The 24,712-nt window shown below is 59.8% G+C and carries 27 protein-coding genes and 1 pseudogene; 19 read left to right on the top strand and 9 right to left on the bottom strand.

The window, feature by feature from the left end:
- Positions 1 to 74: 74 nt before the first annotated feature.
- The gene (locus FHK92_RS24390; protein ID WP_181290375.1) at positions 75 to 611 is read right to left on the bottom strand and encodes a DUF3087 family protein; all 537 of its coding nucleotides are present in this window, start codon (positions 609 to 611) and stop codon (positions 75 to 77) included.
- A gap of 217 nt (positions 612 to 828) precedes the next feature.
- On the opposite strand from FHK92_RS24390, the gene ppnN reads away from it, so the two are divergent.
- Positions 829 to 2,202: a nucleotide 5'-monophosphate nucleosidase PpnN gene (gene ppnN, locus FHK92_RS24385; protein WP_030142239.1), complete on the top strand. Its 1,374-nt coding sequence runs from the start codon at positions 829 to 831 to the stop codon at positions 2,200 to 2,202.
- 120 nt (positions 2,203 to 2,322) lie between these two features.
- Here ppnN and FHK92_RS24380 read toward each other — a convergent pair whose 3' ends face one another.
- Positions 2,323 to 2,985: an HAD family hydrolase gene (locus FHK92_RS24380; protein WP_181290374.1), complete on the bottom strand. Its 663-nt coding sequence runs from the start codon at positions 2,983 to 2,985 to the stop codon at positions 2,323 to 2,325.
- Positions 2,986 to 3,133: 148 nt separating this feature from the next.
- The gene (locus FHK92_RS24375; RefSeq protein ID WP_181290373.1) at positions 3,134 to 4,480 is read right to left on the bottom strand and encodes an MATE family efflux transporter; all 1,347 of its coding nucleotides are present in this window, start codon (positions 4,478 to 4,480) and stop codon (positions 3,134 to 3,136) included.
- 406 nt (positions 4,481 to 4,886) lie between these two features.
- Between FHK92_RS24375 and FHK92_RS24370 the strand changes: the two genes are divergently transcribed.
- From FHK92_RS24370 to FHK92_RS24325, 10 genes are all read left to right on the top strand, one after another.
- A complete protein-coding gene (locus tag FHK92_RS24370) occupies positions 4,887 to 6,101 on the top strand; it encodes a methyl-accepting chemotaxis protein (protein WP_181290372.1) in 1,215 nt (404 codons plus the stop codon).
- Between the two features lie 9 nt (positions 6,102 to 6,110).
- Positions 6,111 to 6,479 (top strand): response regulator, encoded by a 369-nt coding sequence (locus FHK92_RS24365; protein WP_003203044.1) that lies wholly within the window; start codon positions 6,111 to 6,113, stop codon positions 6,477 to 6,479.
- 15 nt (positions 6,480 to 6,494) lie between these two features.
- Complete coding sequence (locus tag FHK92_RS24360) at positions 6,495 to 6,779, top strand: STAS domain-containing protein (RefSeq protein ID WP_181290371.1); 285 nt, start codon at positions 6,495 to 6,497, stop codon at positions 6,777 to 6,779.
- Between the two features lie 39 nt (positions 6,780 to 6,818).
- Entirely contained in the window at positions 6,819 to 8,918 is a 2,100-nt protein-coding gene (locus FHK92_RS24355; protein WP_181290370.1) for a chemotaxis protein CheA, read from the top strand.
- Positions 8,919 to 8,950: 32 nt separating this feature from the next.
- Positions 8,951 to 10,609 (top strand): methyl-accepting chemotaxis protein, encoded by a 1,659-nt coding sequence (locus FHK92_RS24350; protein ID WP_181290369.1) that lies wholly within the window; start codon positions 8,951 to 8,953, stop codon positions 10,607 to 10,609.
- A 39-nt stretch (positions 10,610 to 10,648) separates the two neighbouring features.
- Positions 10,649 to 11,185, top strand: a complete 537-nt coding sequence (locus tag FHK92_RS24345) for a chemotaxis protein CheW (RefSeq protein WP_181290368.1) — start codon at positions 10,649 to 10,651, stop codon at positions 11,183 to 11,185.
- A complete protein-coding gene (locus FHK92_RS24340; protein WP_181290367.1) occupies positions 11,182 to 12,018 on the top strand; it encodes a CheR family methyltransferase in 837 nt (278 codons plus the stop codon). The genes FHK92_RS24345 and FHK92_RS24340 overlap by 4 nt, the downstream gene beginning before the upstream one ends.
- Positions 12,015 to 12,512 carry a chemoreceptor glutamine deamidase CheD gene (cheD, locus tag FHK92_RS24335; RefSeq protein ID WP_181290366.1) on the top strand — a complete coding sequence of 166 codons (498 nt, stop codon included), beginning with the start codon at positions 12,015 to 12,017 and terminating at the stop codon, positions 12,510 to 12,512. The genes FHK92_RS24340 and cheD overlap by 4 nt, the downstream gene beginning before the upstream one ends.
- A 2-nt stretch (positions 12,513 to 12,514) precedes the next feature.
- Positions 12,515 to 13,594, top strand: a complete 1,080-nt coding sequence (locus FHK92_RS24330; protein ID WP_181290365.1) for a protein-glutamate methylesterase/protein-glutamine glutaminase — start codon at positions 12,515 to 12,517, stop codon at positions 13,592 to 13,594.
- A gap of 429 nt (positions 13,595 to 14,023) precedes the next feature.
- Positions 14,024 to 14,563: a hypothetical protein gene (locus FHK92_RS24325; RefSeq protein WP_181290364.1), complete on the top strand. Its 540-nt coding sequence runs from the start codon at positions 14,024 to 14,026 to the stop codon at positions 14,561 to 14,563.
- Positions 14,564 to 14,599: 36 nt separating this feature from the next.
- Here the strand turns inward: FHK92_RS24325 and FHK92_RS24320 are convergent, their stop codons facing one another.
- Positions 14,600 to 15,088 carry an RES family NAD+ phosphorylase gene (locus FHK92_RS24320; protein WP_181290363.1) on the bottom strand — a complete coding sequence of 163 codons (489 nt, stop codon included), beginning with the start codon at positions 15,086 to 15,088 and terminating at the stop codon, positions 14,600 to 14,602.
- On the bottom strand, positions 15,085 to 15,594 hold the full coding sequence (locus tag FHK92_RS24315) for an antitoxin Xre/MbcA/ParS toxin-binding domain-containing protein (RefSeq protein WP_181290362.1): 510 nt from the start codon (positions 15,592 to 15,594) through the stop codon (positions 15,085 to 15,087). Before FHK92_RS24315 ends, FHK92_RS24320 begins: the two co-directional genes overlap by 4 nt.
- A gap of 374 nt (positions 15,595 to 15,968) precedes the next feature.
- On the opposite strand from FHK92_RS24315, the gene FHK92_RS24310 reads away from it, so the two are divergent.
- From FHK92_RS24310 to FHK92_RS24290, 5 genes are all read left to right on the top strand, one after another.
- A complete protein-coding gene (locus FHK92_RS24310) occupies positions 15,969 to 16,577 on the top strand; it encodes a DUF1349 domain-containing protein (protein WP_181290361.1) in 609 nt (202 codons plus the stop codon).
- A gap of 226 nt (positions 16,578 to 16,803) precedes the next feature.
- Positions 16,804 to 17,268, top strand: a complete 465-nt coding sequence (locus FHK92_RS24305; RefSeq protein ID WP_181290360.1) for an HvfA family oxazolone/thioamide-modified RiPP metallophore — start codon at positions 16,804 to 16,806, stop codon at positions 17,266 to 17,268.
- 66 nt (positions 17,269 to 17,334) lie between these two features.
- Positions 17,335 to 18,186 (top strand): HvfB family MNIO-type RiPP peptide maturase, encoded by an 852-nt coding sequence (locus FHK92_RS24300; RefSeq protein ID WP_181290359.1) that lies wholly within the window; start codon positions 17,335 to 17,337, stop codon positions 18,184 to 18,186.
- Positions 18,179 to 18,919 (top strand): HvfC family RiPP maturation protein, encoded by a 741-nt coding sequence (locus FHK92_RS24295; protein WP_181290358.1) that lies wholly within the window; start codon positions 18,179 to 18,181, stop codon positions 18,917 to 18,919. Before FHK92_RS24300 ends, FHK92_RS24295 begins: the two co-directional genes overlap by 8 nt.
- A gap of 147 nt (positions 18,920 to 19,066) precedes the next feature.
- A complete protein-coding gene (locus FHK92_RS24290) occupies positions 19,067 to 19,339 on the top strand; it encodes a hypothetical protein (RefSeq protein ID WP_181290357.1) in 273 nt (90 codons plus the stop codon).
- Between the two features lie 283 nt (positions 19,340 to 19,622).
- Here FHK92_RS24290 and FHK92_RS24285 read toward each other — a convergent pair whose 3' ends face one another.
- On the bottom strand, positions 19,623 to 20,207 hold the full coding sequence (locus tag FHK92_RS24285; RefSeq protein ID WP_181290356.1) for a DUF805 domain-containing protein: 585 nt from the start codon (positions 20,205 to 20,207) through the stop codon (positions 19,623 to 19,625).
- A 288-nt stretch (positions 20,208 to 20,495) separates the two neighbouring features.
- Here FHK92_RS24285 and FHK92_RS24280 point away from each other — a divergent pair, with 288 nt between their 5' ends.
- Positions 20,496 to 20,942, top strand: coding sequence for a GNAT family N-acetyltransferase (locus FHK92_RS24280; protein ID WP_181290355.1), 447 nt, complete (start codon positions 20,496 to 20,498; stop codon positions 20,940 to 20,942).
- A 47-nt stretch (positions 20,943 to 20,989) separates the two neighbouring features.
- Here the strand turns inward: FHK92_RS24280 and FHK92_RS24275 are convergent, their stop codons facing one another.
- On the bottom strand, positions 20,990 to 21,790 hold the full coding sequence (locus tag FHK92_RS24275) for a GNAT family N-acetyltransferase (protein ID WP_181290354.1): 801 nt from the start codon (positions 21,788 to 21,790) through the stop codon (positions 20,990 to 20,992).
- Positions 21,791 to 22,040: 250 nt separating this feature from the next.
- Between FHK92_RS24275 and FHK92_RS24270 the strand changes: the two are divergent.
- Positions 22,041 to 22,238: pseudogene (locus FHK92_RS24270) on the top strand (transposase domain-containing protein); the annotation flags it as partial.
- A gap of 5 nt (positions 22,239 to 22,243) precedes the next feature.
- On the opposite strand, the gene FHK92_RS24265 reads toward FHK92_RS24270, so the two are convergent.
- Together FHK92_RS24265 and FHK92_RS24260 are read right to left on the bottom strand one after the other, a co-directional pair.
- Positions 22,244 to 22,765 carry a GNAT family N-acetyltransferase gene (locus FHK92_RS24265; RefSeq protein WP_181290353.1) on the bottom strand — a complete coding sequence of 174 codons (522 nt, stop codon included), beginning with the start codon at positions 22,763 to 22,765 and terminating at the stop codon, positions 22,244 to 22,246.
- A 341-nt stretch (positions 22,766 to 23,106) separates the two neighbouring features.
- On the bottom strand, positions 23,107 to 24,036 hold the full coding sequence (locus tag FHK92_RS24260; RefSeq protein WP_181290352.1) for an aromatic alcohol reductase: 930 nt from the start codon (positions 24,034 to 24,036) through the stop codon (positions 23,107 to 23,109).
- A 96-nt stretch (positions 24,037 to 24,132) separates the two neighbouring features.
- Between FHK92_RS24260 and FHK92_RS24255 the strand changes: the two genes are divergently transcribed.
- Positions 24,133 to 24,591: a winged helix-turn-helix transcriptional regulator gene (locus FHK92_RS24255; RefSeq protein ID WP_181290351.1), complete on the top strand. Its 459-nt coding sequence runs from the start codon at positions 24,133 to 24,135 to the stop codon at positions 24,589 to 24,591.
- The last annotated feature ends 121 nt before the right edge of the window (positions 24,592 to 24,712 follow it).

The following is a 24,712-nucleotide window of genomic DNA, read 5'->3' as shown; positions in this document are numbered from 1 at the left end:
CCATGACTGTTCATGAGAAAGGCGCCTGCGGACCAGGGTTTGATTTTTCCCCTTGGGCAACCGACGAGCGGCCGCTATGGCCGCGGGTTGTAGGCCTGTTTCACGGCGTCGATCCAGGCCGGGTCCAAGCGTGACTGATCAGGGTCCAGGCCTTGCGCCTGGAGTTTTTCCAGATGCTCGTCGGCCTCGCGAACCAGCGAGGCGTGGTCGCTGGAGTTGGCGTCCAGCAGGTGCATCTGGGCCAGGCCAAGGTGATAGAAACGCAGCAGCTTCATCGCCGCCGGATCCCGGGCCTGCACACCGGCCTTCACCTGGTGCATGACGTTGGTGATGCTCATCAGGCTGCGCTTGAGCTGCCAGCCGTACACCGCAGCGCTCATCCACGGCTGCGACCAGAAATACCCGCGCATCAGCCCGACCATCACCAACACGGCAGCAAATACGCCACCGACATTGAAGCGAAAGTTGTCCCCTCCAGGCGTACCGAACGCCATCACCGCCAGACTGGACAACAGCATCGCCAGCGCGAGAAACACCACGGCCAGGATGAACGTGCTGCGACGGGTCTGTCGCCGGTAGTCGGCGGCGTCCCACGGTTTGATCTCGAACATCGCGTCGCAATTTCCTTGTGTGGCGTGAAAAGAGTCGCGCATTATCGCCTGCCCGGTCGATTTAGCTATGCTGGGGCTCATTTTAAGTGGCAAGCGACCCGAAGGACCCGGATCAAAGTCCATGGCGATACCGCAAGGATCGTGCGATCTTCCTGCGTGGATGTTTTTTTCAAGATGCCGCCGTCGTGCGAGCGGCATCGTTTTCAAGGAAAGCTGAATGACTCAAAGACATGTAATCAACGCTTCGGTCAGCCCGAAGGGCAGCCTGGAAACCCTGTCCCAACGCGAAGTGCAACAGCTGAGCGAAGCCGGTTCCGGCAGCATCTACGATCTTTTCCGCCAGTGCGCCCTGGCCATTCTCAATACCGGCGCCCATGTCGATAACGCCAAGACCATCCTGGAAGCCTACAAGGACTTCGAGATCCGCATTCACCAGCAGGACCGAGGCGTGCGCCTGGAGCTGCTGAACGCCCCGGCCGACGCATTCGTCGACGGAGAGATGATTGCCAGCACCCGCGAGATGTTGTTCAGCGCCCTGCGCGACATCGTCTACACCGAGAACGAACTGGACAGCCAGCGCATCGACCTGAGCTCATCCCAGGGCATCAGCGACTACGTCTTCCACCTGCTGCGCAACGCCCGCACCCTGCGCCCGGGCGTGGAGCCGAAAATCGTCGTGTGCTGGGGCGGCCACTCGATCAACACCGAAGAATACAAATACACCAAGAAAGTCGGCCACGAACTGGGCCTGCGCAGCCTGGACATCTGCACCGGCTGCGGCCCGGGCGTGATGAAGGGCCCGATGAAAGGCGCCACCATCGCCCACGCCAAGCAGCGCATCCACGGCGGTCGCTACCTGGGCCTGACCGAGCCGGGCATCATCGCCGCCGAAGCGCCGAACCCGATCGTCAATGAGCTGGTGATCCTGCCGGACATCGAGAAGCGCCTGGAAGCCTTCGTGCGCGTCGGCCACGGCATCATCATCTTCCCGGGCGGCGCCGGGACGGCGGAAGAGTTCCTCTACCTGCTGGGCATCCTGATGCACCCGGCCAACCAGGACCTGCCCTTCCCGGTGATCCTCACCGGGCCTAAAAGCGCCACGCCGTATTTCGAGCAACTGCACGCATTTGTCGGCGCGACCCTGGGCGAAGCCGCGCAGAAGCACTACCAGATCATCATCGACGACCCGGCCGAAGTCGCCCGTCAGATGACTCAAGGGCTGAAGGAAGTGAAGCAGTTCCGCCGCGAGCGCAACGACGCCTTCCACTTCAACTGGCTGCTGAAAATCGACGAAGGTTTCCAGCGTCCGTTCGACCCGACCCACGCCAACATGGCCAGCCTGGGCCTGAGCCGCGAATTGCCAGCCCACGAATTGGCCGCGAACCTGCGCCGGGCGTTCTCGGGCATCGTGGCGGGGAACGTCAAGGACAAGGGCATCCGTCTGATCGAAGAACACGGCCCGTACGAAATCCACGGCGACGCCGCGATCATGGAGCCCCTCGATCGCTTGCTCCAGGCTTTCGTCGCACAGCACCGGATGAAACTGCCGGGCGGCGCGGCGTATGTGCCGTGCTATCGCGTAGTGACCTGACCTGATCGAATCACCGCGGATCCAATGTGGGAGCGAGCTTGCTCGCGATGGCGGTGGTCCATCCAGCATCAGTGCTGGCTGAACGAACGCTATCGCGAGCAAGCTCGCTCCCACAGGGGTTTAGTGGTGGCTTGATAGGCGTATCAATCCGTCGTCCACCGCAATGCTCAACCCACGGTAATCCGCGATCTGCCCATGCAACGTCACCACCGGATGCGTATGCGTGGCTGTCACCACCATCACGTCCATGCCCGCTGCCTCGCCCGCCTTGATCCCGGCTTCGGCGTCTTCGAACACCAGGCATTCCTCCGGGGCCACTTGCAAGCGTTGCGCGGCCACGAGATAGCACGTTGGATTCGGCTTGCCGGCGCTCACGTCTTCGGCGGTCACCATCACCTCGGGACGCGGGATCCCGGCGGCTTCCATCCGGCGTAAAGCCAAGGCCATGGGCGCCGACGTAACGATGGCCCATTGCGTCGGCGGCAGGCTCTTGAGAAACGCCAGCGCACCGGGCACCTCGACCACTCCTTCCACGTCTTCGATTTCTTCGACGGTCAACTGCGCGGCCTCGGCCTGGGCGTCCACCCCGGGCAGGTTCTGGCGGGCGACGGTGTCGATGGCGCGCACGCCGTGGATGGTCGGCAGGAACTTCGCCACGTCCAGGCCATGGCGGATGGCCCAACGGGTCCAGATCCGCTCAGTGGCGGCGACGGAATTGAGCAGCGTGCCGTCCATGTCGAAGAGGAAGGCGCGGTAGGCGATGGAGGGGCGTTCTACGGACATCGGAATCCTCGTGGATGACGGGAAGAAGGTGACCGCCCGTGTGGGAGCGAGCTTGCTCGCGATGGCGGTGTGTCAGCCTATATCAATGTTGAATGTACCAATGCTATCGCGAGCAAGCTCGCTCCCACAGGGATCAGTGATAAGCCAACTACACCAACCGCTCGATCCGCTGATGCTGCCAGACCCGTTTGTAATACAGCGTCTGCAGCAACAGCATGCTCAGGTAAGCCACTGGAAACGCCATCCACACCCCTTGCAGGCCGAAGTGTGCGTCGAACAGGTAGGCGACCGGCACTTGCACGCCGATGATGCAGAAGATCGAAATCGCTACCGGCACCAGCACCGTGCCGCTGGCGCGCATGATCCCGCCGATGATCGCCTGGAAGCCGAACACCAGGAGGCTCCAGAGCATGATGTGCAGCAAGTGCTCGGCCTGGACCCGCGCCGCCGGGTCGGTGAGAAACACCCCCAGTAGCCAGTGGGACAACAGGTAACCCAGCAGCACCAGCCCACCGGTCAGCCAGACATTGATCAGCAGTCCGGTGCGCAGGATCGGCCCCAGGCGTTCCAGGCGCCCGGCGCCGATGGCCTGGGCACCGAGGATCGAAGCGGTGATGGCGATCGACAGCGCCGGGAACTGCACGTAATTGACGATCTGCGTTACCGCGCCGTAGGCCGCCGTGGCCTGGGAACCGTGGCGATTGACCAGGGCGAGGATGACCAGCTCCGACAGCGAGATCACGACCATTTGCAAACCGGTGGGCAGGCCGATGCGCAGGACTTTGCCGAGGATGTCCCGGTCCAGGCGCATCGCCGCGAACAACGCCCGATCCGGCGCCAAGGCATGCGCCCGGCGGTTCAGGCGCCACGCCAGCATCGCCATCGCCGACGCGGTGCCCACCAGGCCCGCCAGTGCCGCGCTCTGGATGCCCATCTGCGGGAACCCCAGCCAGCCACGGATCAACACCGGCGTCAGCATCATTCCGACGCTGGTGGAAACGAGCAACGCCAGCAGCGGCGAAACGGTGTCGCTGACGCCGCGTAACAGCTGGGTGAAGAGCACGAACACCAGCAGCATCGGCAAGATCCACATCATCACCCGCGCATAGGAGACCGCATCGTCCAGCACATCGGCCGGTGTCCCGAGTCCCTGCAGGCCTTCGCGGGCAAAGACACTGCCCAGCACCGCCGCGACCAACCCGATGATCGCCCCCAACAACAGCGTCGAACCGGCAATCGCCTTCACCGTCCCGGTCTCGCCGGCGCCATACGCCTGCCCGATCAACACCCCTGCCCCGGCGCCCAGGCCAATCACCAACGCGATGAAGAAAAACACGATGGGAAACATCCCCGACACCGCCGCCAAGGCCTGGGTGCCGAGCATCTGGCCGATATAGATGCTGTTGAGCGTACCGGACATCGATTGCAGGAAATTGGACAAGACCATGGGGGCCAGGAACAGCAGGTAGGTTTTCCAGAGAGGCTGGGTGGGCATGAGGGCTCGATGGCAGGTTCGAAATTTGATGCGGGGTAATTTAGCTCAATCCTTTCGTTGTGTTTCAGAGAATGATCTGACGAACACTGTTGTGGCGAGGGGATTTATCCCCGCTGGGGCGCGAAGCGGCCCTGACTGTGGGTTACCTAGGGCTCAGGCTTACTTCCCTTGTGGACCTTGGGGCTGCTTCGCAACCCAGCGGGGATAAATCCCCTCGCCACAGGTTCACCGAGCCTCTTTCCACAGGTCAGGCCACCTCGACATTTTTGGAATCTCGTCTATTCTGAGATATCAATGTGCCATCTTTTTAGCAAAACCGGACGACTGGTCCTCAAGGCCAAGTCGGTTTTGCAGATAACCAGTTATTCGCAAACACCTGTCCGCAACACTGTTCAAGGACCGAACCATGACGTCGTATTCCCACGACCAATCCTTCGCCAAATCCCAGCCTCGCGTGCTCTGGCCCGCCATAATCGTGGCCGTTGCCGCCTGCGTCGGCGTGCTGGTATTGAATGGCGCGAACGCGCAGAACATCAGCCTGAGCGCCGCGCTGCTGATCCTCGGCGTGGGCGCCGGCCTGTTCGGCGCGCGGTCGCAACGTGTTCAATTCAACCAGGCCATCGCAGCCGCCGCTGCCCATCACGAATTGCAAGCAAGCCACGCCAGCCACGATGGATCTGCGCAACTCAACGAAGTGATGCTCGGCGCAATGCCGATCTGGGCCAAGCAAGTCGAAAGCTCGCGCCAGCAGACTGAAACCGCAATCGTCTCGTTGACCAGCCGTTTCACCGGCATCTCCTCGCGCCTTGAAGAAACCGTGCAAGCCTCGCAACTGGCCGCCGGCGAGTTGGCCGGCAGCAGCAGCGGCGGTGCCGTCCAGGTGCTGGCGCAGAGCGAAGGCGAACTGGTCAAGGTCATCGATTCGCTGAAAGCCACCCAGGCCAGCCGTGATGAAACCCTCGCCCAGGTGCGCAACCTGACGGCCTATACCGGTGAGTTGCGGACCATGGCCGCCGACGTCGCGGCGATTGCCGCACAGACCAACCTGTTGGCCCTCAACGCTGCCATCGAAGCCGCTCGCGCAGGCGAAGCCGGACGTGGCTTTGCGGTGGTGGCCGACGCGGTGCGCGCCCTCTCGAGCAAGTCCAGCGAGACCGGTCAACAGATGTCGGCCAAGGTCGACGTCATCAACACCGCCATCACCCAATTGGTCCATGCGGCCTCCAGCGGTGCCGACCAGGACAGCCAATCCGTGGCCGTGTCCGAAGGCAGCATCCAGCGTGTACTCGAGCGCTTCCAGAGCGTCACCGGGCGCCTCGCCGATTCGGCCGACATGTTGCAACGGGAGAGCTTCGGCATTCGCGACGAGCTCACCGAAGTGCTGGTCAGCCTGCAATTCCAAGATCGGGTCAGCCAGATCCTCAGCCACGTGCGCGACAACATCGAGGACCTGCATGTGCACATGCAGCAGGCCAGCCAGTCGCCCGAACAGGCCGCTTCCATCGACGCCCGCCAATGGCTCGCGCGCATGGAAACCACCTATGCCACCGACGAGCAGCGCCGCAATCACCACGGCGACTCGGCGGCGCAACAGACTTCACAGGAAATAACCTTCTTCTAGGAGCCCCCCATGGCGAAAAGTGTATTGGTTGTCGACGACTCCGCGAGCGTTCGGCAGGTGGTCGGCATCGCGCTGAAAAGTGCCGGCTACGACGTGATCGAGGCCAGCGATGGCAAGGACGCACTGGGCAAGCTCAACGGCCAGAAGGTGCACTTGATCATCAGCGACGTGAACATGCCGAACATGGACGGCATCACCTTCGTCAAGGAGGTCAAGAAGCTCGCGAGCTACAAGTTCACGCCGATCATCATGCTCACCACCGAATCCCAGGAATCGAAGAAGCAAGAAGGCCAGGCCGCGGGCGCCAAGGCCTGGGTGGTCAAGCCATTCCAGCCGGCCCAGATGTTGGCGGCGGTGTCCAAGCTGATTCTTCCTTGATGGCCGGAGGCTTCAATGCCGCTGCTGTACGAAATAGAAGATGACACCGCGACGGTGCAGATCGATGGCGAGCTGACGATCTACACCGCCGCCGACCTGGCCGCGCAATTGCTACCGCGACTGGGGGCCACGCCCGCGATGGCGCTGGACCTGTCGCAAATCACCGAGATGGATGGCGCCGGCCTGCAACTGCTGCTGATGGTTCAGCGCGAGGCACCCAAGGCCGGCACCCAACTGACGGTGACCGGCCAAAGCAAAGCCGTCACGGAGACACTGGCCCTGTGCAACCTGGTTGCCTAGCGCCACCGCAACACGTCGAACACGACAAAGGAAATGAGCGTGAGCATCAATCTCGATCAGGCACAACAAACCTTCATCGTCGAGGCGCGGGAACAACTGCAGGCGATGGAAGAATCGTTGCTGCAGTTGGAAAACGACCCCGGCGACGATGACGCCATCGGCGCGATTTTCCGGGCGGCCCACACGATCAAGGGCTCGGCCGGACTGTTCGGCCTGGAGCCGATCGTCAGTTTTACCCACATCGTCGAAGACGTGCTCGATCGCTTGCGCGAGGGCAGCGTCGAGGTGGACCCGGGCTTGATCGCGGTGCTGCTCAAGTCCGGCGACCATATGCTCGAGCTGATCGACGTGGTCGCCAACCAAGGCTCGACGTTGCAGCCCCCTGCCCTGGCGCGGGAAATGGAACTGTGCCAGATCCTGCAGGAATACCAGGCGCCTCCGACCGCAGCCGAACCGGCCCGGGCGGCAAAAACCGAAACGAGCGACTCATCCGAAGCGAGCCTCTGGAACATTTCCCTGCGCTTCGGCCAGGACGTGTTCCGCAACGGCATGGACCCTTTGTCGTTCCTGCGCTATTTGCAGACCCTGGGTGAAATCGTCGACCTCACCACGTTGACCGAGGCGCTACCGGCCATTGAAGCCTGGGATGCCGAGTCCTGCTACCTGGGCTTCGATATCGCGTTTCGCTCCGCCGCCGGATACGCCGCGATCAACGAAGTCTTCGATTTCGTCCGGGAAGACTGCGTGATCGAAATCGTCGCCGCACAGGACATCGAAGCCCTGACGAACACCGGCCTGGTCGCAACATCCAAGGCGCCGAGCGACGAAAGCACCGCCATGGTCGCCACGGGCGAGCTGATGCCGGACCAGCGCAAGACCCCGCGCATGCCCGCCCAGGTCGCGCCCGACAGACAGCCCGTCACCAGTGAAAACAAAGCCAAGGATGGCGCCTACGTCCGGGTCAACGCCGACAAACTCGACGAACTGATCAACCTCGTCGGTGAGCTGGTGATCGCCAGCGCCGGTGCCAGCCTGCTGGCCCGCACCTGCCAGAACGACCCGTTGCAGGAAGCCACTTCGTCGGTGTCCGGCCTGGTGGAAGAGATTCTCGACGGCGCCTTGCGCCTGCGCATGATCCCCATCGGCGAGACCTTCAACCGCTTTCGCCGGGTGGTGCGCGATGTCAGCCAGGAACTGGGCAAAGACATCGACCTGATCATCAGCGGCGCGGAAACCGAGCTGGACAAGACCGTGGTGGAAAAGATCGGCGACCCGCTGATGCATCTGCTGCGCAACGCCATGGACCACGGCATCGAAACCGCCGAGGCGCGGCTGGCGACCGGCAAGCCGGCCAAGGGGCACCTGCACCTCAACGCCTACCACGACTCGGGCAGCATCGTGCTGGAAATCGCCGACGACGGCGCCGGCCTGAACCGCGACCGCATCCTGGAAAAAGCCCACGAACGTGGCCTGATCGCCCAGGGTGCGAACCTGACCGACCAGGAAATCTACAACCTGATTTTCGAACCGGGCTTCTCCACCGCCCAGGCCGTCACCAACCTCTCCGGGCGTGGCGTCGGCATGGACGTGGTCAAGCGCAACATCACGCTGCTGCGCGGCACCGTCGACCTGGACAGCCAGCCAGGCAAGGGCACCGTGGTGCGCATCCGCTTGCCGCTGACCCTGGCGATCATCAATGGCTTCCTGGTCGGCATCGGCCAGTCCACTTATGTCATACCCCTGGACATGGTCCAGGAATGCATCGAGTTGAGCGAAGACGATGGCATCGCCAGTCGCGAACAAGGCTACCTCGACCTGCGGGGCGAGGTGCTGCCGCTGGTGTACCTGCGCGACCACTTCCATCACGAAGGCCCGGCCTCGCGCCGGCAGAACGTGGTGGTGGTGCGCTACGCCGAACTCAAGGCCGGGCTGGTGGTGGATGACCTGCTGGGTGAATTCCAGACCGTGATCAAACCCTTGGGCAAGCTGTTCGGCGCACTGCGCGGCATCAGCGGCTCGACCATCCTGGGCAGCGGCGCCGTCGCGTTGATCCTCGACGTCCCGGCCCTGCTCACCCAGATCGCACAGCTAGAAAACCGCTACAACTCGACCCCATTACAACAAGCCAACGCTCGCTGACGCTTCAACACTCCATGGAGAGGTATTCCCCAATGAAATGGTTCTACGACCTTAGAATCGCCACCAAACTGATCACTTCCTTCCTTGTGGTGTTGGCGCTGACCGCCGTCATGGGCGTGTTCTCGATCATCCAGTTGGGCCAGGTGAACGGCACCGCTCTGGACATTCGTGAAAACTGGATGCCGTCCATGCGCGCGGCCTCGGGCATGCGCTTCTTTGCGGCGAGCTATCGCCTCAAGGAAAACCGCCACATTGCCGCCGACTCTGATCAAGAGCGCGCCGGACTGGAACAGGAAGCCGAAGAAGCCAAGAAGGCTTTCGAAACCCGTCTTGGTACTTATGAGAAATTGCTCTCCAGCGCCGAGGACCGCCAGCTGTTCGAAACCACTCGCAATGATTGGGCTACTTATCTGGTCACCAGCAAAGACCTGTTCGCACTGTCGCGGCAAAACCAGACAGAGCAAGCCATGGCGCTGCTCAAGGGCGAGTCCAAGCGTCAGTTCGACCTGGTGACCGGCGACTTGCAAAAGCTTGTCGAGCTCAACGCGGCCGGTGCTGACGTGGCCAGTGCGCACGGCACCAAGCTGTATGAGAACGCGCGCCTGTCGATCATCGTCGTGCTGGCAGTTGCTTTGCTGGTGGGCCTGGGTCTGGCGCTGTTCATCTCGCGCATCATTTCCCGCCCGCTGAAACAGGCCGCCGCCGTCGCCGAACAACTGGCCGAAGGCAACCTGAACGCAAAAATCGACGGTGGTTCGAAAGACGAAACCGGCATGGTGCTCAACGCCATGCAGAACATGGTCGGCAAGCTGTCGCACATCATCGGTGAAGTGCGCAACGCGGCGGACAACCTCGCCAGCGCTTCCGAAGAAGTCAGCGCCACTGCCCAGTCGATGAGCCAGGCCACCAGCGAACAGGCGGCCAGCGTCGAGGAAACCAGCGCGTCCATCGAACAGATGAGCGCCAGCATCAACCAGAACACCGAGAACGCCAAAGTCACCGATGGCATGGCCAGCAAGGCCGCCAAGGAAGCCACCGACGGTGGCGAATCGGTGCAGCAGACCGTGGTGGCAATGAAGAAAATCGCCCAGCGCATCAGCATCATCGACGACATCGCCTACCAGACCAATCTGCTGGCGCTCAACGCCGCGATCGAAGCGGCCCGCGCCGGCGAACACGGCAAAGGCTTCGCGGTAGTGGCAGCCGAAGTTCGCAAACTGGCCGAGCGTAGCCAGGTCGCGGCACAGGAAATCGGCGAGCTGTCGTCCAGCAGCGTCGACATGGCCGAGAAGGCTGGGAACCTGCTCAACGAGATGGTCCCGTCCATCAACAAGACCTCGGACCTGGTGCAGGAAATCAGCGCCGCGTCCGAAGAACAGGCCGCCGGCGTGGCGCAGATCAACACCGCCATGACCCAGCTCAACCAAGTGACCCAGCAGAACGCCTCCAGCAGCGAAGAACTGGCCGCCACCGCCGAAGAGATGAGCAGCCAGGCCGAACAACTGCAACAGGCCATGAGCTTCTTCACCTTGGACACGCCGCCCAAGTCCGCCGTCCAGGTCGCCCGGGTCGACAACACGCCCGGCCCGGCCAGCCGTAAACCGGCCCGGGCACCGGCACCGGTGATGCCCAAGGCGTTTGCCTACAACATGGCCAGCGCGCCGGACGAATCGGAATTCACCCGGTTCTGATGGCCCGGTTCCACAGGCTTGCTTAAAGGAGAAAAGGCAATGGGCGCCATCGCGACCACACGTCAGACCGCCAGCGCGGTCGAGGAAGAAGCGCAGTACCTGACGTTCATGCTCGGCACGGAGATGTTCGCCATCGGCATCCTGTGCATCAAGGAAATCATCGAGTACGGCAACCTGACCGTCGTGCCGATGATGCCGGCCTTCGTCCGCGGGGTGATCAACCTGCGTGGCGCGGTCGTGCCGGTGGTGGATCTGTCGGCCCGTTTCGGCCGGCCGAACTCCACCATCAGCCGTCGCAGTTGCGTGGTGATCATCGAGGCCGCGAGTGCCGATGGGCTGGCCCAGGACATTGGCCTGCTGGTAGACACGGTGTCGGCGGTGCTGGAAATCCCGGCTTCGCAGATCGAGCCGCCACCGAGTTTTGGCGCGAAGATCCGCGCCGATTTCATCAGCGGCATGGCCAAGGTCGATGGCAAATTCGTCATCGTGCTGGAGGTGGACCGGGTGCTGTCCATCGACGAAATGTCCGAACTCGCCCAGGCCAGCCCCGCCGCGTTGGAAGCGCCAGAGTCATGAGCACAGACACTTGCAAGGAACGCACGGTGAATTCGATGGCGCTCACTGACCGGGAGTTCGGCCAGTTCCAATCCTGGCTGTACCAGGCGGCCGGCATCAATCTGTCGCCGGCCAAGAAAGCCTTGGTGGCCGGACGCCTGTTCAAGCGCCTCAAGCACTATGAGCTGGACAGCTACGGCGAATATTTCAAGCTGATCATGAGCGGCCAGCGCAGTGACGAATTGCAGGTGGCGCTGGACCTGCTCACGACCAACGAGACCTATTTCTTCCGCGAACCCAAGCACTTCGACTTCCTTCGCGACCACGTGCTGCCGCATGCGACGCCGGGCAAGACCTTTCGCTTGTGGAGCGCGGCCAGCTCCTCCGGCGAGGAACCCTACAGCCTCGCCATGACCCTGGCCGAAAGCCTGGGCACCACGCCCTGGGAAGTCATCGGTTCGGACATCAGCACGCAAGTGTTGGCGAAAGCCCGTTCGGGGCATTACCCGATGGAGCGCGCCCGTAACCTGCCCCATTCGCTGCTGGTGAAATATTGCCTCAAGGGCACCGGCAGCCAGCAAGGCACCTTGTTGATCGACCGGGCATTGCGCAACCGGGTCAACTTCATCCAGGTCAACCTCAACGACACCCTCCCGGAGCTGGGGGAATTCGATGTGATTTTCCTGCGCAACGTGATGATCTATTTCGACCAGCCCACCAAAAGCAAGGTGGTTGCCCGGCTCATCCCTCGGCTCAAGCGTGGTGGGTATTTCATCGTCAGCCATTCGGAAAGCCTCAACGGCGTGTCCGACGCGTTGAAACTGGTGGCCCCTTCGATCTACCGCAAGCCATGAGCGCCGCGATCAGGGAAGTGGCCGAAGTCTATCTGGGACCTGGCGAGTTTCGTTTTGCGACCTGCCCGACTCGGCTGCGCACGATCCTTGGCTCTTGTGTGGCGATCACGCTTTGGCACCCAAAACGCAAGATTGGCGGTATGTGCCACTTCATGTTGCCCAGTCGGGTGCGTTGTTCCACCTCGCTGAACGGGATGTACGCCGATGAAGCCCTCGAACTGTTCGTCCGCCAGGCGCGGGCCCATCGCACCGAGCCCGAGGAATACCAACTCAAGCTGTTCGGTGGCGGAGAAATGTTTCCCGAGCTGCAACGCCATGTGGCGTTCGGCGACGTGGCGCGGCTGAACGTCAACGCCGCGCTGGAAATGGCCGCACTCTATCGCCTGGACCTGATCGCCCAGGACATGGGCAGCACCGGCTACCGCAGTATCGTTTTTGACCTGTGCAATGGCGATGTCTGGGTCAGGCACCAACCGATAAGGACGTTGAATTAACCATGCCAGGCAGAAAAATCAATGTGTTGCTGGTGGACGACTCCGCCGTGGTCCGCCAAGTGTTGCTGGCGATCCTGAGTGACACGCCGGACATAAACGTTATCGGCGCGGCCTCCGACCCGATTTTTGCCATGGACAAACTGGCGAAGGAGTGGCCCGACGTGATCGTGCTGGACGTGGAAATGCCGCGCATGGACGGCATCACCTTCCTGAAGAAAATCATGAGCGAACGGCCGACGCCGGTGGTGATCTGCTCGTCGCTGACGCCCAAGGGCGCTGAAACCACCCTGCAAGCCATGGCCGCCGGCGCGGTGGAAATCATCACCAAGCCCACCAGCGGCCTGAAAAACTTCCTGTTGGATTCGGCACCGGAACTGGTCTCGGCCATTCGCGCCGCCGCCCAGGTCAACGTCCGCAACCTGGGCAAACGTGCCGCCCCGGCGGCCCCGCTGACGCCCGCGACCAAACTCACCGCCGACGCCATGCTGCCCGCCGCCAATGGCCACGCCATGGCCCAGACCACCGAACGTATCGTCGCCATGGGCACCTCCACCGGCGGCACCCAGGCGCTGGAAGCCGTCCTGACTGCGCTGCCACGGGTGTGTCCAGGCATCGTCATCGTCCAGCACATGCCGGAAAAATTCACCGCGTCCTTTGCCGCCCGGCTCAACAGCCTGTGCCAGATCGAAGTGCGCGAAGCGAAGAACAACGACCGCATCCATCCGGGCCTCGCGCTTATCGCCCCTGGCGGCAAGCACATGATGGTCACCCGCAGCGGCGCGTTCTATCACGTGCAAGTGGTGGACGGCCCGCTGGTCAATCGCCATCGCCCTTCGGTGGATGTGCTGTTCCGCTCGGTGGCCAAGTTCGCCGGCCGTAACGCCACGGGCATCATCATGACCGGCATGGGCGACGACGGCGCCCGCGGCCTGAAGGAAATGCTCGACGCCGGCAGCGCCACCGTCGCCCAGGACGAGGCCAGTTGCGTGGTGTTCGGCATGCCCAAGGAAGCGATCAAACTCAACGCTGCGCAACGGGTGATGCCGCTGCTGGAGATTGCGCAGGTGATCTTGCATCGGTGATCGACACATCTGTTTGGAGTGAACGCTGTTGTGGCGAGGGGATTTATCCCCGCTGGGGCGAGAAGCGGCCCTGAAAATTCTTGGGGCCGCTTCGCAGCCCAGCGGGGATAAATCCCCTCGCCACAGAAAAACTCTTAAACAGGCGAAATCGTTGCCAGCACACCGATCAGCAACGTCAGCGCCAGGAAACCACCCAGAAAAATCGCCATCTTTGCCATGAGCATTCTCCCAATAGAGTTATTGCGGCACGGCGGGATTGTGGAGCGAGAACTGAGACCATTACAGACGCACCTGCCCTAAAAAAATGCGGATCAGCGCATAAAGCCAGCATCCCACCAGGCGGGAATGAACAAGTAAGCCGTGATCCCAGCTATCATGCCCCACGCCCATTTGACGGGCATGCTGCAGCCAACCTTCAAGGACCCAGGTATGACCCTTCTGCCGTCACGCGCCACCCTCTTCGCCTCCAGCCTCCTGATCAGCTCACTGTGCCTGGCCGAGGGCGAGCCGGCGGAGAGCGTCATCAAGGACTCGACCAAATCCGCCGTCTCGACCTTCATCACCGCCGGCAAGAACCTGTTGGGCGGCGTGAGCGAAGGCGTGCTCGATGGCCGTGAGTCGGTCCAGGGCACCGACGGCGCAGCGATCATCTCCTCCGGCGATCAAATGAAAGACCGCGTCACCGTAGAAGTGCTGAAGCTGGAACCCAGCGAAGAAAGCGTCACCATCACCCTCGGTTTCAAGAACAGCACCGACACCCAACTGCGGCTGATCAACCTCGGACAGACAGGCGCCCTGCTCGCCATCGACCAGGCAGGCTACGCCAACCGACTCACCGGCCTGGACAACCCCGACGAAGTCACCATCCCACCGAAAATCGCCGTGCGGCAGAAATTTGTTTTCGAAGGCATGAACGAGGCGGTCAGTGCTGTGCGGATGTGGGGTGCGGATTATTCGGTCAAGAAGTAGCTTTCATCAGTGACTGCCTACTCAGGACACTCAGGATTACCTGACCAGTCGAGTGTCCAAGCCAAAGCGCTCTTGAGAAATAAGCTTGAATTGGCCCTTCGCCAAATCGCAGCTCACCAGCAAATTCCAGGAATGCCGGGTCACCGCTGAAGGAATCAGCACAAAGGGAAACTGCGCCAATAACTCATCGGCAAACCACTGCTGATTGGGCGAAGGTTGAGCCGGGGTGAGCCAGTTTGGATTCGGCACCTCTTCGGCATGAACCACCTTTATCAGTGCCGGATCCAGTACCTCAAAGCAGGTCAGCAGGTAGGGCACCTTATCCAGCGCGTCGAAACCAAGATGAGCCGCGACTTCCAAGATGGCGGTGGAGGGATCGGCCGAAGCATAAATCACACGACGGCCAGGGGGATTCCAACGTCCGCCTGAGCGTTGAGCGCCGATCCCGCTATCCCAGGTCTCTTTGTAAACCTCTCGATCAAGACGCCAAGCGTGCCACTGCCCCTCCCAAGGCAAGGGGCTCATTGATAAACCCCATGCTCGATACGGCTCAGATAATCTTCCACCACTTGGAAGCCCAGCGAATTGTCGATCAACTCCAAGGGCACATGACCATCCAGATACTTGCAGGGCTTCTTGAGCCAGTCTTCCGCCAACGACTGGCTGCCGAACACCTCTGTAGCGTGCTCCAGCGTTTGGGCATATTGAAACGCGACAGTACTCTGTTGCCGGTTCAACCGTATCGGTTGGGCATCTTTCGCTAATCGCTGCACGGTCCTCACAGACTTGCCGGTAATGCGCTCAAGCAAACCGTGTTCCATATACAAGGCGGACGTGGAAAGCATCTTCCTGACATCGTCCAAACTGAAACCTTCTTGCGTGTATCGGAGGATCAATAAGCGTTCGTCCCCTTTGCGCCCCTGCAATAGTATTTGGGTCGGCTTTTCGACAGTCTTCTTTGGGCTCGTCTTCGCCGCTTTAGCTGTGGATTTGGCTGTGGGCCTCTCTGCTTGCTTGGCTACTACGGTCATTAGGCTGACCTCCTTGCGACATTTGTCGCAATCATAGCGCCAAATGTCATACGCATGACAAGTGAATTTATCAGCCTTGACCTCCTGGCTTCCTGGCATCGACTTTTCCTCTCAATATAAAACGAGACTGGACATGCCTCGCGCAGCATTGGGCTAGGCCAAGATGCTAAGGACGGCGCTTCCGAAGGCCAACCCTAAAATGTCGTAAGAGAATTCATCCACTTACCCAAAACGCGACCTTTGGCTGTCAGACACACATCAATCCCGTGGCGAGGGAGCTTGCTCCCGCTGGGTTGCGCAGCAGCCCTCGCCCTTCTGAACCACCTCTCGCTTCATCGGTCGACTCAGTACGCCCGAAACCAGGTGACCTGACGATGCCCGATAAACACACCCCACACCCGCCCGGCCTTTCACATGGCGCCTGGCTGAACGAACCCAAGCTCCACAGCGCCCCCACCACACAAACCCTGGAGCTTGAAACCGACAACGCCACCGACTTCTGGCGCGAAACCCACTACGGTTTCACCCACGACAGCGGTCACTTCCTCGGCGTCGAAACCCCACCCAGCTTCACCTGCCAATTGCGCATCCGCAGCACCTTCGAAGCCCTGTATGACCAAGCCGGCCTCATGATCCGCATCAACGAGCGCCAGTGGGTCAAGGCCGGCATCGAACTGAGCGACGGCCAGGCCATGCTCGGCAGCGTGCTCACCGATGGACAATCCGACTGGGCGACCAGCCCCTACACCGCAGACCCCAGCGATTTCTGGATGCGCGCCACCGTGGCCGATGGCGTACTGCGCTTGCAAGTGTCCAGCGATGGACGTCGTTGGCCGTTGGTGCGGTTGTGTCCCTTTCCCGTTGCACCTCATTACCTAGTGGGCCCGATGGCCTGTAGCCCCAAGCGAGGCGGATTGAAAGTGACGTTTTCAGACTGGGCGCTCGGCCCCGCGCTGGGCAAGGACTTGCACGATTTGTCCTGAGATCAGCCTTTTACAACGCTCTGTATCCAAGACACACAGCCATACAAACGTACCGCCAAATGACATATCCCAGATACACGGCAAGCGCCAAATGGCCCCGTCCGAACAGGCAGTACCGCCCTGCTTCGACCCGACGCGCTCAGCACCGGGCAGCAGCGTGACACCGCCACGGCATACCCCGCGCACCGTTGCCGGGGCCATACAAGCTCTTATCTGGAGAAATTTCATGACCCGTACAAAAAATTCCAACGCCGCTCGCCTCGCCCTCGCCGCCCTCGCCCTGTCCGGTGGCTTGAGCCTGGCCCAGTCCGCTTTCGCCGTCGAAGCCCTGCCCCAGGGTTACCAGTTGGCTTCGGCTGAAAAGACCTCCGAAGGAAAGTGCGGCGAAGGCAAATGCGGCGCCGCTGAATCGGGAAAAAAAGTCACCCAGGCCGAAGGCAAATGCGGTGAAGGTAAATGTGGCGACGCGTCTTTTGCCCGCACCGACACCGACGATGACGATCGCGTCTCGCTGAAGGAATTCCTCAGCGTGGCGCCGACCCAGCAAGCCGAGTTCGAAAAGATGGACAGCAACCACGACGGCTACCTGTCCGAGGCCGAAACCTACAAATACCGCACCGGCCAATACACGGCCAACGGCAAGAAAGTGCCAACCGAGCTGTTCACCCGCATGAGCCAAGCCAAGGAATAACCGCCTTCGCTCCGACCCTCCCGGACATTCACGCCGGGAGGGTTTGGTCATCCCTGGAGAACCGCGATGAGTACCTTCACTTCCCCCAGCGGCGCCGGGCTCGGTCTGCGCCGCGCCCTGCTTGGCGACCTGCTGGAAATGGCCCCGGGCGCCGTGGATTTCCTCGAATGCGCCCCGGACAACTGGATCGGCGTCGGTGGCGCCTACGCCGAACAACTGGACCAACTGGCCGCACGGCATCCCATCACCTGCCATGGGCTGTCGCTGTCCCTCGGCGGCCCCCAACCCCTCGACCTCGACCTGCTGCGGGGCACACGCCGCTTCCTCGATCGCTACGCCGTGGCGATCTACAGCGAACACCTGAGCTACTGCTCCGACAGCGGTCATCTCTACGACCTCTTGCCGATCCCCTTCACCGAAGAAGCCGTCCACCACGTCGCCGCCCGCATACGCCAGGCCCAGAACGAGCTGGGTCAACGCATCGCCGTGGAAAACATCTCCTACTACGCCGCGCCTTTCCAGGCCATGAGCGAAATTGACTTCATCAACGCCGTGCTCGTGGAAGCCGACTGCGACCTGCTGCTGGACGTCAACAACCTCTACGTCAATGCCATCAATCACCGTTACGACGCCGAGAAGTTCCTGGCAGCCCTCCCCGCGCAACGCGTCACCTACCTGCACGTTGCCGGCCATTACGACGAAGCCGACGACCTGAAAATCGACACCCACGGCGCCGCCGTCAAACCAGAAGTGTGGACGCTGCTGCACCAGACCTACCAACGATTCGGACCGGTACCGACCCTGCTGGAGCGCGACTTCAACTTCCCGCCCTTGTCGGAACTGCTCGCTGAAGTCGGGCAGATCAAACACCTCCAACAACTCGCTTGCCTGGCAACACCGGAGGCCCGCCATGCCTGAACAACTACTCGAACAACTCAACTGCATGGCCGGCTACGTGCGCAACCCCCTCCAGACGCCCCCGCCCGGACTCGAAGCCCGCCGCCTGGCGATCTACCGCCAACTGTTCATCGGCAGCATCGAATCACTGCTGGCCGCCAGCTTCCCGGTCATCCAGCAAACCCTGCCGCCTGCCGACTGGCGATGGCTGGTCCACGACTTCTACGCCAACTACCGCAGCCAAACGCCACTGTTCACAAAACTGGCCGGCGAGTTCGTCACCTATCTGGAACAACACACCGACCTGGACAACCTCCCGCCCTGGCTGCCCGAACTCGCCCAACACGAATGGAGCGAAAGCGCCCTGCTGCTAAGCGATGCGGTGGAACCGTCCCACAACCCCTTCGGCGACCTGATCGAGGGCACGCCCGTGGTGTCCGGACTTGTGCAGGCGCATGCCTATGAATGGCCGGTGTGCGACATCGGACCGGATCATCAGCCGACTGAAAAACCTTCGGCTCCGACCTTGGTCCTGCTACAGCGCCGCGCTGGGCAGGTGACATTTTCACGCCTTGCGCCGCTGGCTTATGGGTTGTTGGTATCGCTGATGGAACATCGGCGCAGTGGGCGGGAGCATCTGGTTGCGTTGGCTGAAGTGGCTGGGGTGACGGTGCAGGCGATCATGCCGATGGGCGTGGCGGCGCTTGAAGGGTTCAAGGCGCAGGGGATTGTTTTGGGGGTTCGTTGGGGGTGAGTGATGACGATTCCTACGCAATTCTCGGAATCAGATACCTGTTCGAGTTTCGAGCTGAAAACTATAGTCGTTGCGTCGCCTTGAAGGGCGGTCAGGTTTGGCGACCTAAGTATCGGATCAGTCCATTAATCTGATCGGAGCAATCCCATGGAAAGATACATCCCCATCACCGGCATCGACTGCACCCCGGCTTCGCTGCTGATTGATAGTCAGGCACCGCTTGATGTTCTGCACGCTACGGCTGATTACCGTATTCGCGTTGTTACGCAAGTGCTGGAGAACATAGCGTTTCGAGCTGAGCTTGGTAGCGATACGGTTGTGCTGTCGGATTTTGCGCAGTTGTTGGTGATCCCGTTGCGGGATGGGTGTGATTTGTTGGAGGTGATCGGGCGGCGGCTTCAGGAGAAGGCAGAGGGTTGATGAGGGAACGGGCGTTGGAGGCGCCCGTTTTTTTGGCCCAAATGACCGGCTGGGATGGATTCTCTGGACGTTTTCTGCGTTTTGCATCTCAGGAGTATCAAGGGCAGAAAGCGGCCAAGAGCAGTCGTTTAGAGCAGAGAAATAAATCTGTTCTTTTTTCCCAATGGACATCACCGCGGCGTACGCAGGGCTATCGCGTGGTGCGCGCAGCGCTCTCTACAACGGCACCTGAGCACTTGGCGCCGCGCAATGAGGCGAAGCATGGACTTCGCGTACGCTAACGTTATGCCTGAACCAATGCATTAAAGAACCACTCGTAGAGTGCCTGAGGCTGGTATTGGGGAAAATACGCAACTAGCACGGTTGAAGTTACAAGCGTCAGCACCACCAACAGCGCTGTAAGTAGCTTTACCAACGTCGAAAGAGGTGGATTGGGCGGGCCGTATTTATTAATCGCTTTACGCCCCGGAAGCATCATGAGCGGAAGCGTTATCACAAAGCCGATAACAGGGAATACGAAGAGAATTCCCCATATCGGACTCCAGCCTAGATCACGTGCCCTGCGTATCAGTAGAGACACGTTGAGCAGGATGGCAGGAACGACAACGGTGACACCGACTATCAGCAAAACCACCAGTTGATGGCGCAACCCCACCATAAAGAACAACAGCAAAATGCACGGAAGAACCAGCACCAAGGGCACATGAATCAGCCAGAAGCGCGCCAGAGAAATACGCCCGGAAAAACCCAAAATCTTGGGGTTTGAAAACGTGACAACCTCGTCGTCAATCAGTTGGGCGTCGCCCGGTTGGTATGGGTTTTCGATTTCGCTGCTGATGCTGCCGAAAACGGGTTCTATCCTGGCCATTTAGTGCTATTCCCTTGTGTTTGATGGTGCTATTTACGTCACAACGTTTATGCCTCATATCTAATCGAAGGCCGGCATCAAACTCAAGAGAAAAGGCGCTACCGTATAAGGGGGGCTGCGTGCACCACAGCATGTGTGGGTCTGTCGCATGGTGCGCGCAGTTCACCTTATGAAGTGTTTTGCCGCTAGTAAGCAGGCGGGGCATGTCCCTACTCTGAACGACTGCTTCTGGCCAATAGCTGCCACTTGCATCGCTAAGATGCATGTACCCGATGCATAGGGAAATGAATGAAACCGATCAAGATTCACCAAATTACGCACCTGCCGGCGGAAGTTCTCACCTTGGAGAAAGAGGCAGTTGCGGAAGGTTTCAGGTTTCTTACGCGCCTGATTTCGGAGTGGCACTCTGGAACGAATCGCTTCAATGCGCCCGGTGAATGTCTCATGGCAGCGTATTCGAACCAGCAGCTGATAGGCATCGGAGGACTATCAGTTGACCCCTATAGTAAGTCCGATACCGCAAGGCTACGGCGTGTGTACGTGACACCTGCAGCCAGGAATCAACGCGTCGGTCAGGCGTTGGTAAAAGCGCTGGTTGCACAGGCCTCCCTTCATTTTCACAAGGTGCGTCTTTTCACCGATACTTCTGGAGGCGACGCGTTTTACCTGCACTGCGGCTTCATGCGAATAGAAGATGTCCATGCCACTCATATCATGGTGCTTGTCAACGCCTGAATAGGCTGCTTTCGAGCCAATAGCAGACGGTCCTACACTGGCACACTTCAACTATCCATCAAGCGATAAAGGGCTTGAACGTGAGATATCGCTAACCCCGTGCGCTCCAAGTTACGGCGACTTTGCGAGCTGGGAAGAGCCGTTGCGGCGATCATCAAACTCCCGTGCTTCTTTGCTTGCTCTATCCGGTGAGATATCAGGGCTCCATGGTAGCCCAAGCCTCGTGCATCTTTTCGGGTGGCAGCCGTCCCGAGGTAGGCAATCCCATTGCCGGCCAGGTACATCAACGCTCCTGCAACTACCTCTCCATCAGCTTTAAGGACGTAGATTTTCAGCCGATCATTTGACAGTAGCCCCGCAAAAGAGGCTTGGCTCAACTGACGATGCTCTGGCTTGGTATGAAATCCGCTCGCATGCACAGCTGCGAACTCAGGAAGCGTGCGTAAAGTGGCCTCTTCGACCTCAAACGAGTGGGGACTCAAGACCACGTCCTTGATGGCGCACGCGAGTTGCAGGTGCGTCCAACCCTTCAGGCGTTCTAATCGCCTCTCCCCCACAAAAACGTACTGCTTCAACGTCGAGGTCTTCCCGATAAGAGGCGTTACGGTCGAATATTCCGCTGATTCCTTGAGCAAGTTCAACAGTGGTTGGGGGCTGCCGGTACTGTTGCCGTAGATGCGATTGAACATCGGGCTGGCTGATGCTTGCACTTGAAAGCAGGGAAAAGCTTCGTTGAAAAACACGCGGGCACCGAAAGGATTTCCACTTATCCGTAACAAGCTCTCAACGCGGGAACACAAATACTCGCCTTCAGCGGCCTCGATTGCATGAGCCAATCCAACATCCATGTGCGTAATCCTTATTGCGCGATTTCCAAGGAAGGTAGCGGTCAGTCAAACAGGTGGAGTGTAGGCGGCGGATGAATACGCGCGAAATCCGGTAAGCCGCTTCTGGTGTTTCGGTGCCACCTGCCCCCCAACCGTCCATCGCCTCCCCCCGCTCTCCCCAACCATCACTTTGAACTACTCACCCCCTCCTCCAACGGGAAAAGGGGACAGATTTATTTACTGGAAATAAGTCTGTCCCCTTGTTCTTTGACGCAAGAACTGGCTCTTCGCAGGATCGTTGCGCAGCGGAAAGCGGGCGGCGGCGGCGGCGATCATGAGTCTGATTCCGTCGGCGCGGCTGAATCGTCATGACCCATACGGTTATTTGAAGGATGTTCTCAAGCACCTGCCGACGCAGCGAGCGAGTGAAATAGGACAACTGCTGCCGCATCACTGGATGCCGGACTGACTTAATCAACTTGAGTTCGGCAGCCTGCTTGTCGCCCGCGTTACGTTCAGTAGCTCTTCACTGGCCAACTTTTTCCGCATCGGTGTACAAGCCAGCTCAAGACCGGAGGGCGACGTATAGATAGCTTGAATATCTCCGTGATAGCCACACCGACGGTAGAACGCGGTTGCGTTAGGGGTAGCATCTAAATGGATGTCAACGATCCCAGCTTTAAAGGCCAGTCGCTCAAGGTACAGGAGCATTGTCTTGCCAATCCCCTGTCCCATGAATGCAGGCAATACGAAAATAGCGCCTATCTCTCCAGACTGGAAATCAATCAGACCTGTTGCGACCGGTATCTCGCCCAACCAGGCAACGTGGTACTCCTTTTCCACCGAAGCCCGATATCGGTCTGTGAGCGGCACATCAGTCCACGCCATTACTTGCTCAGCGGTATAGACGGCAATGCATTGATGCCGGATCGCCTGGAGGCGTATATCAAACGCGGCCTCGGCGTCAGTACGTTTGGCTGGGCGAATCAACAGCATCTTCACTCTCCTTGTCATCAATGAGTTGGAAGGGGAATGAAAAAGCCCCATCCATTTCTGGCGGGGCTTCTGGTCAATGCTTCTGTTCTAAGCGCGCATCGCCCTATGGCCCGCCAAAGGCAGTCATCAAGGGGCGCATCATACTAACGAGATTTGTAGGAGTCATTGATCGATAATCTGGAGATTTGAGCACTGTGTCAAGAAACGAAAAAGCGAACTAGCGAGTTGCTCTTTCGGGAAATCTGATCGTATTGAGACCATTTGCTTTGTCCAGAGGACGTCACCAGACGCTTACAAAGCAACGCTACTGGCACGGGAGCATTCAGCTTCTGCTTCTGCGTTCAACTGTCCGCAAGGTTTTCCCGAGCCCACTGCTCGGCAGTGGTGACCTGAATCGACTGCTGTTCGTTGAACGTCGCAGCTTTCGGCCACGCCACGCCTTTGCCTTGTGCGAACACAGCGCGGTACTTCTTGATGTGATGAGTGGGGTCTTTTTCCAATTCCTGGAACAGGTACGGAACACTCCAAACGTTACGTTTGAATGGACGCCCCAGAACACGTTCAAGGATGCTCGCCACCTCCCCATATGCCACGGTGTCGCCAGACAGATAGACGATCTGATTGCGCAAGCGCGGTTCGAAGAAAACAATCTCCGCTGTCAGCGTCCCAATGTCGTCCGGTGTCGTGAGTGTCACGCTGTTATCAAGACTGCCCAGGGCGTTCACGGTGTCGGTTTCGAAATCCACCACTTCAAACACGGGCTCGAAAAGGAAGCTGGTGAACATACCCGTCGAGATGATCACCCATTCGGTTTTATGTTGGGCGCGCAGTAACTCGCGCACGTCGAGTTGAGCATCGAACAGATCTTGAGGACTGCCCCGACCGATCACCTCGAAATCGACGCCAAACTGCCATGGGAAATAGCGCTTCACGCCGGACTTCAGCGCTGCCGTCGCCAACTTCATCGGGGTTTCTCGGCCCGCGACCATGCCTGCGCAGCCTATGACGGTATCGAACCGTGCGAACACTTCAGCAAGCTGATCGATTGAATCGTTCACCAAGTCTGCGGCGACCATCTGAATGCCCAGACTCCGCAGCTCATCGATTTCAGCCTTCTTCTCAGGCACCTGGCTGTTGATGGTCGAATCTCTGAGCAAGACGCTGATTCTGGAACCGGGCTTGCTCTTAGCCACCCGCGCGAGGTTGCACAAAACCGGAAGGCCAAGTTCACCGGCGCCTAGAACGAGAATCGATTGGGGGGTATCTGTCATGACTTCTCCTGAAACCTGCTGCCTGTAAGATGAGCAAATGCTTGCACGATTCGGCAGCGCTCGTAAGAAGGCACACGTGTGATACCAGAGGAAGAGATGACCAATCATGAAACGCTTAGTCAGGCAGAAGTTATCTGCCAGACGCTTAGGAGAGACGATGATGGCGTCAGGCGCGAAGTCCTCGCTCACGCAGGCAGCCGCTGGTCACTGGGCATCCTGCATGCCTTGGGTGTGTACGGAAAGATGCGCCACGCCGAGCTGAAAAGGCAGATGACCGGTGTTACTCAACGGATGTTGACGAAGACGCTACGCGCCTTGGAGCGTGATGGTCTGCTGATTCGGCGGGAGTTCGGTGAAATTCCACCCCGCGTTGAATATGAGCTGACACCGCTGGGCATGGAACTGTTGATCCGTATGTCCCCTGTTTGGACTTGGGTAGTCGAAAACGTCGACGACTTTCGCAAGGCGCGGCGCACGTTCGATAGCCGGGATGGCAAGAAACCTTCATGGCAAATTCCCACTTCGACTCCGGCAGATCCAGAAGTGCCTGGGTAATCGTTGGTATTGCAAGCCCCAGCTCACCCCGGCGGCCCATCAAGCCCGGCTTGACTGGCATCAGCCAGCCAAGCTCCCGCAAGGGCTTTACGACATATATCAATACCTTCGCAAGAACAGG

The organism is Pseudomonas brassicacearum subsp. neoaurantiaca, from assembly GCF_013608025.1.
Lineage (GTDB): Bacteria > Pseudomonadota > Gammaproteobacteria > Pseudomonadales > Pseudomonadaceae > Aquipseudomonas.
This window is presented reverse-complemented; position numbering and strand designations above follow the sequence as displayed.

Coding starts and splice junctions, on each gene's coding strand:
- FHK92_RS24390 (WP_181290375.1), bottom strand. CDS start 611: ATGTTCGAGATCAAACCGTGGGACGCCGCCGACTACCGGCGACAGACC.
- ppnN (WP_030142239.1), top strand. CDS start 829: ATGACTCAAAGACATGTAATCAACGCTTCGGTCAGCCCGAAGGGCAGC.
- FHK92_RS24380 (WP_181290374.1), bottom strand. CDS start 2,985: ATGTCCGTAGAACGCCCCTCCATCGCCTACCGCGCCTTCCTCTTCGAC.
- FHK92_RS24375 (WP_181290373.1), bottom strand. CDS start 4,480: ATGCCCACCCAGCCTCTCTGGAAAACCTACCTGCTGTTCCTGGCCCCC.
- FHK92_RS24370 (WP_181290372.1), top strand. CDS start 4,887: ATGACGTCGTATTCCCACGACCAATCCTTCGCCAAATCCCAGCCTCGC.
- FHK92_RS24365 (WP_003203044.1), top strand. CDS start 6,111: ATGGCGAAAAGTGTATTGGTTGTCGACGACTCCGCGAGCGTTCGGCAG.
- FHK92_RS24360 (WP_181290371.1), top strand. CDS start 6,495: ATGCCGCTGCTGTACGAAATAGAAGATGACACCGCGACGGTGCAGATC.
- FHK92_RS24350 (WP_181290369.1), top strand. CDS start 8,951: ATGAAATGGTTCTACGACCTTAGAATCGCCACCAAACTGATCACTTCC.
- FHK92_RS24345 (WP_181290368.1), top strand. CDS start 10,649: ATGGGCGCCATCGCGACCACACGTCAGACCGCCAGCGCGGTCGAGGAA.
- FHK92_RS24340 (WP_181290367.1), top strand. CDS start 11,182: ATGAGCACAGACACTTGCAAGGAACGCACGGTGAATTCGATGGCGCTC.
- cheD (WP_181290366.1), top strand. CDS start 12,015: ATGAGCGCCGCGATCAGGGAAGTGGCCGAAGTCTATCTGGGACCTGGC.
- FHK92_RS24330 (WP_181290365.1), top strand. CDS start 12,515: ATGCCAGGCAGAAAAATCAATGTGTTGCTGGTGGACGACTCCGCCGTG.
- FHK92_RS24325 (WP_181290364.1), top strand. CDS start 14,024: ATGACCCTTCTGCCGTCACGCGCCACCCTCTTCGCCTCCAGCCTCCTG.
- FHK92_RS24320 (WP_181290363.1), bottom strand. CDS start 15,088: ATGAGCCCCTTGCCTTGGGAGGGGCAGTGGCACGCTTGGCGTCTTGAT.
- FHK92_RS24315 (WP_181290362.1), bottom strand. CDS start 15,594: ATGACCGTAGTAGCCAAGCAAGCAGAGAGGCCCACAGCCAAATCCACA.
- FHK92_RS24310 (WP_181290361.1), top strand. CDS start 15,969: ATGCCCGATAAACACACCCCACACCCGCCCGGCCTTTCACATGGCGCC.
- FHK92_RS24305 (WP_181290360.1), top strand. CDS start 16,804: ATGACCCGTACAAAAAATTCCAACGCCGCTCGCCTCGCCCTCGCCGCC.
- FHK92_RS24300 (WP_181290359.1), top strand. CDS start 17,335: ATGAGTACCTTCACTTCCCCCAGCGGCGCCGGGCTCGGTCTGCGCCGC.
- FHK92_RS24295 (WP_181290358.1), top strand. CDS start 18,179: ATGCCTGAACAACTACTCGAACAACTCAACTGCATGGCCGGCTACGTG.
- FHK92_RS24290 (WP_181290357.1), top strand. CDS start 19,067: ATGGAAAGATACATCCCCATCACCGGCATCGACTGCACCCCGGCTTCG.
- FHK92_RS24285 (WP_181290356.1), bottom strand. CDS start 20,207: ATGGCCAGGATAGAACCCGTTTTCGGCAGCATCAGCAGCGAAATCGAA.
- FHK92_RS24280 (WP_181290355.1), top strand. CDS start 20,496: ATGAAACCGATCAAGATTCACCAAATTACGCACCTGCCGGCGGAAGTT.
- FHK92_RS24275 (WP_181290354.1), bottom strand. CDS start 21,790: ATGGATGTTGGATTGGCTCATGCAATCGAGGCCGCTGAAGGCGAGTAT.
- FHK92_RS24265 (WP_181290353.1), bottom strand. CDS start 22,765: ATGCTGTTGATTCGCCCAGCCAAACGTACTGACGCCGAGGCCGCGTTT.
- FHK92_RS24260 (WP_181290352.1), bottom strand. CDS start 24,036: ATGACAGATACCCCCCAATCGATTCTCGTTCTAGGCGCCGGTGAACTT.
- FHK92_RS24255 (WP_181290351.1), top strand. CDS start 24,133: ATGACCAATCATGAAACGCTTAGTCAGGCAGAAGTTATCTGCCAGACG.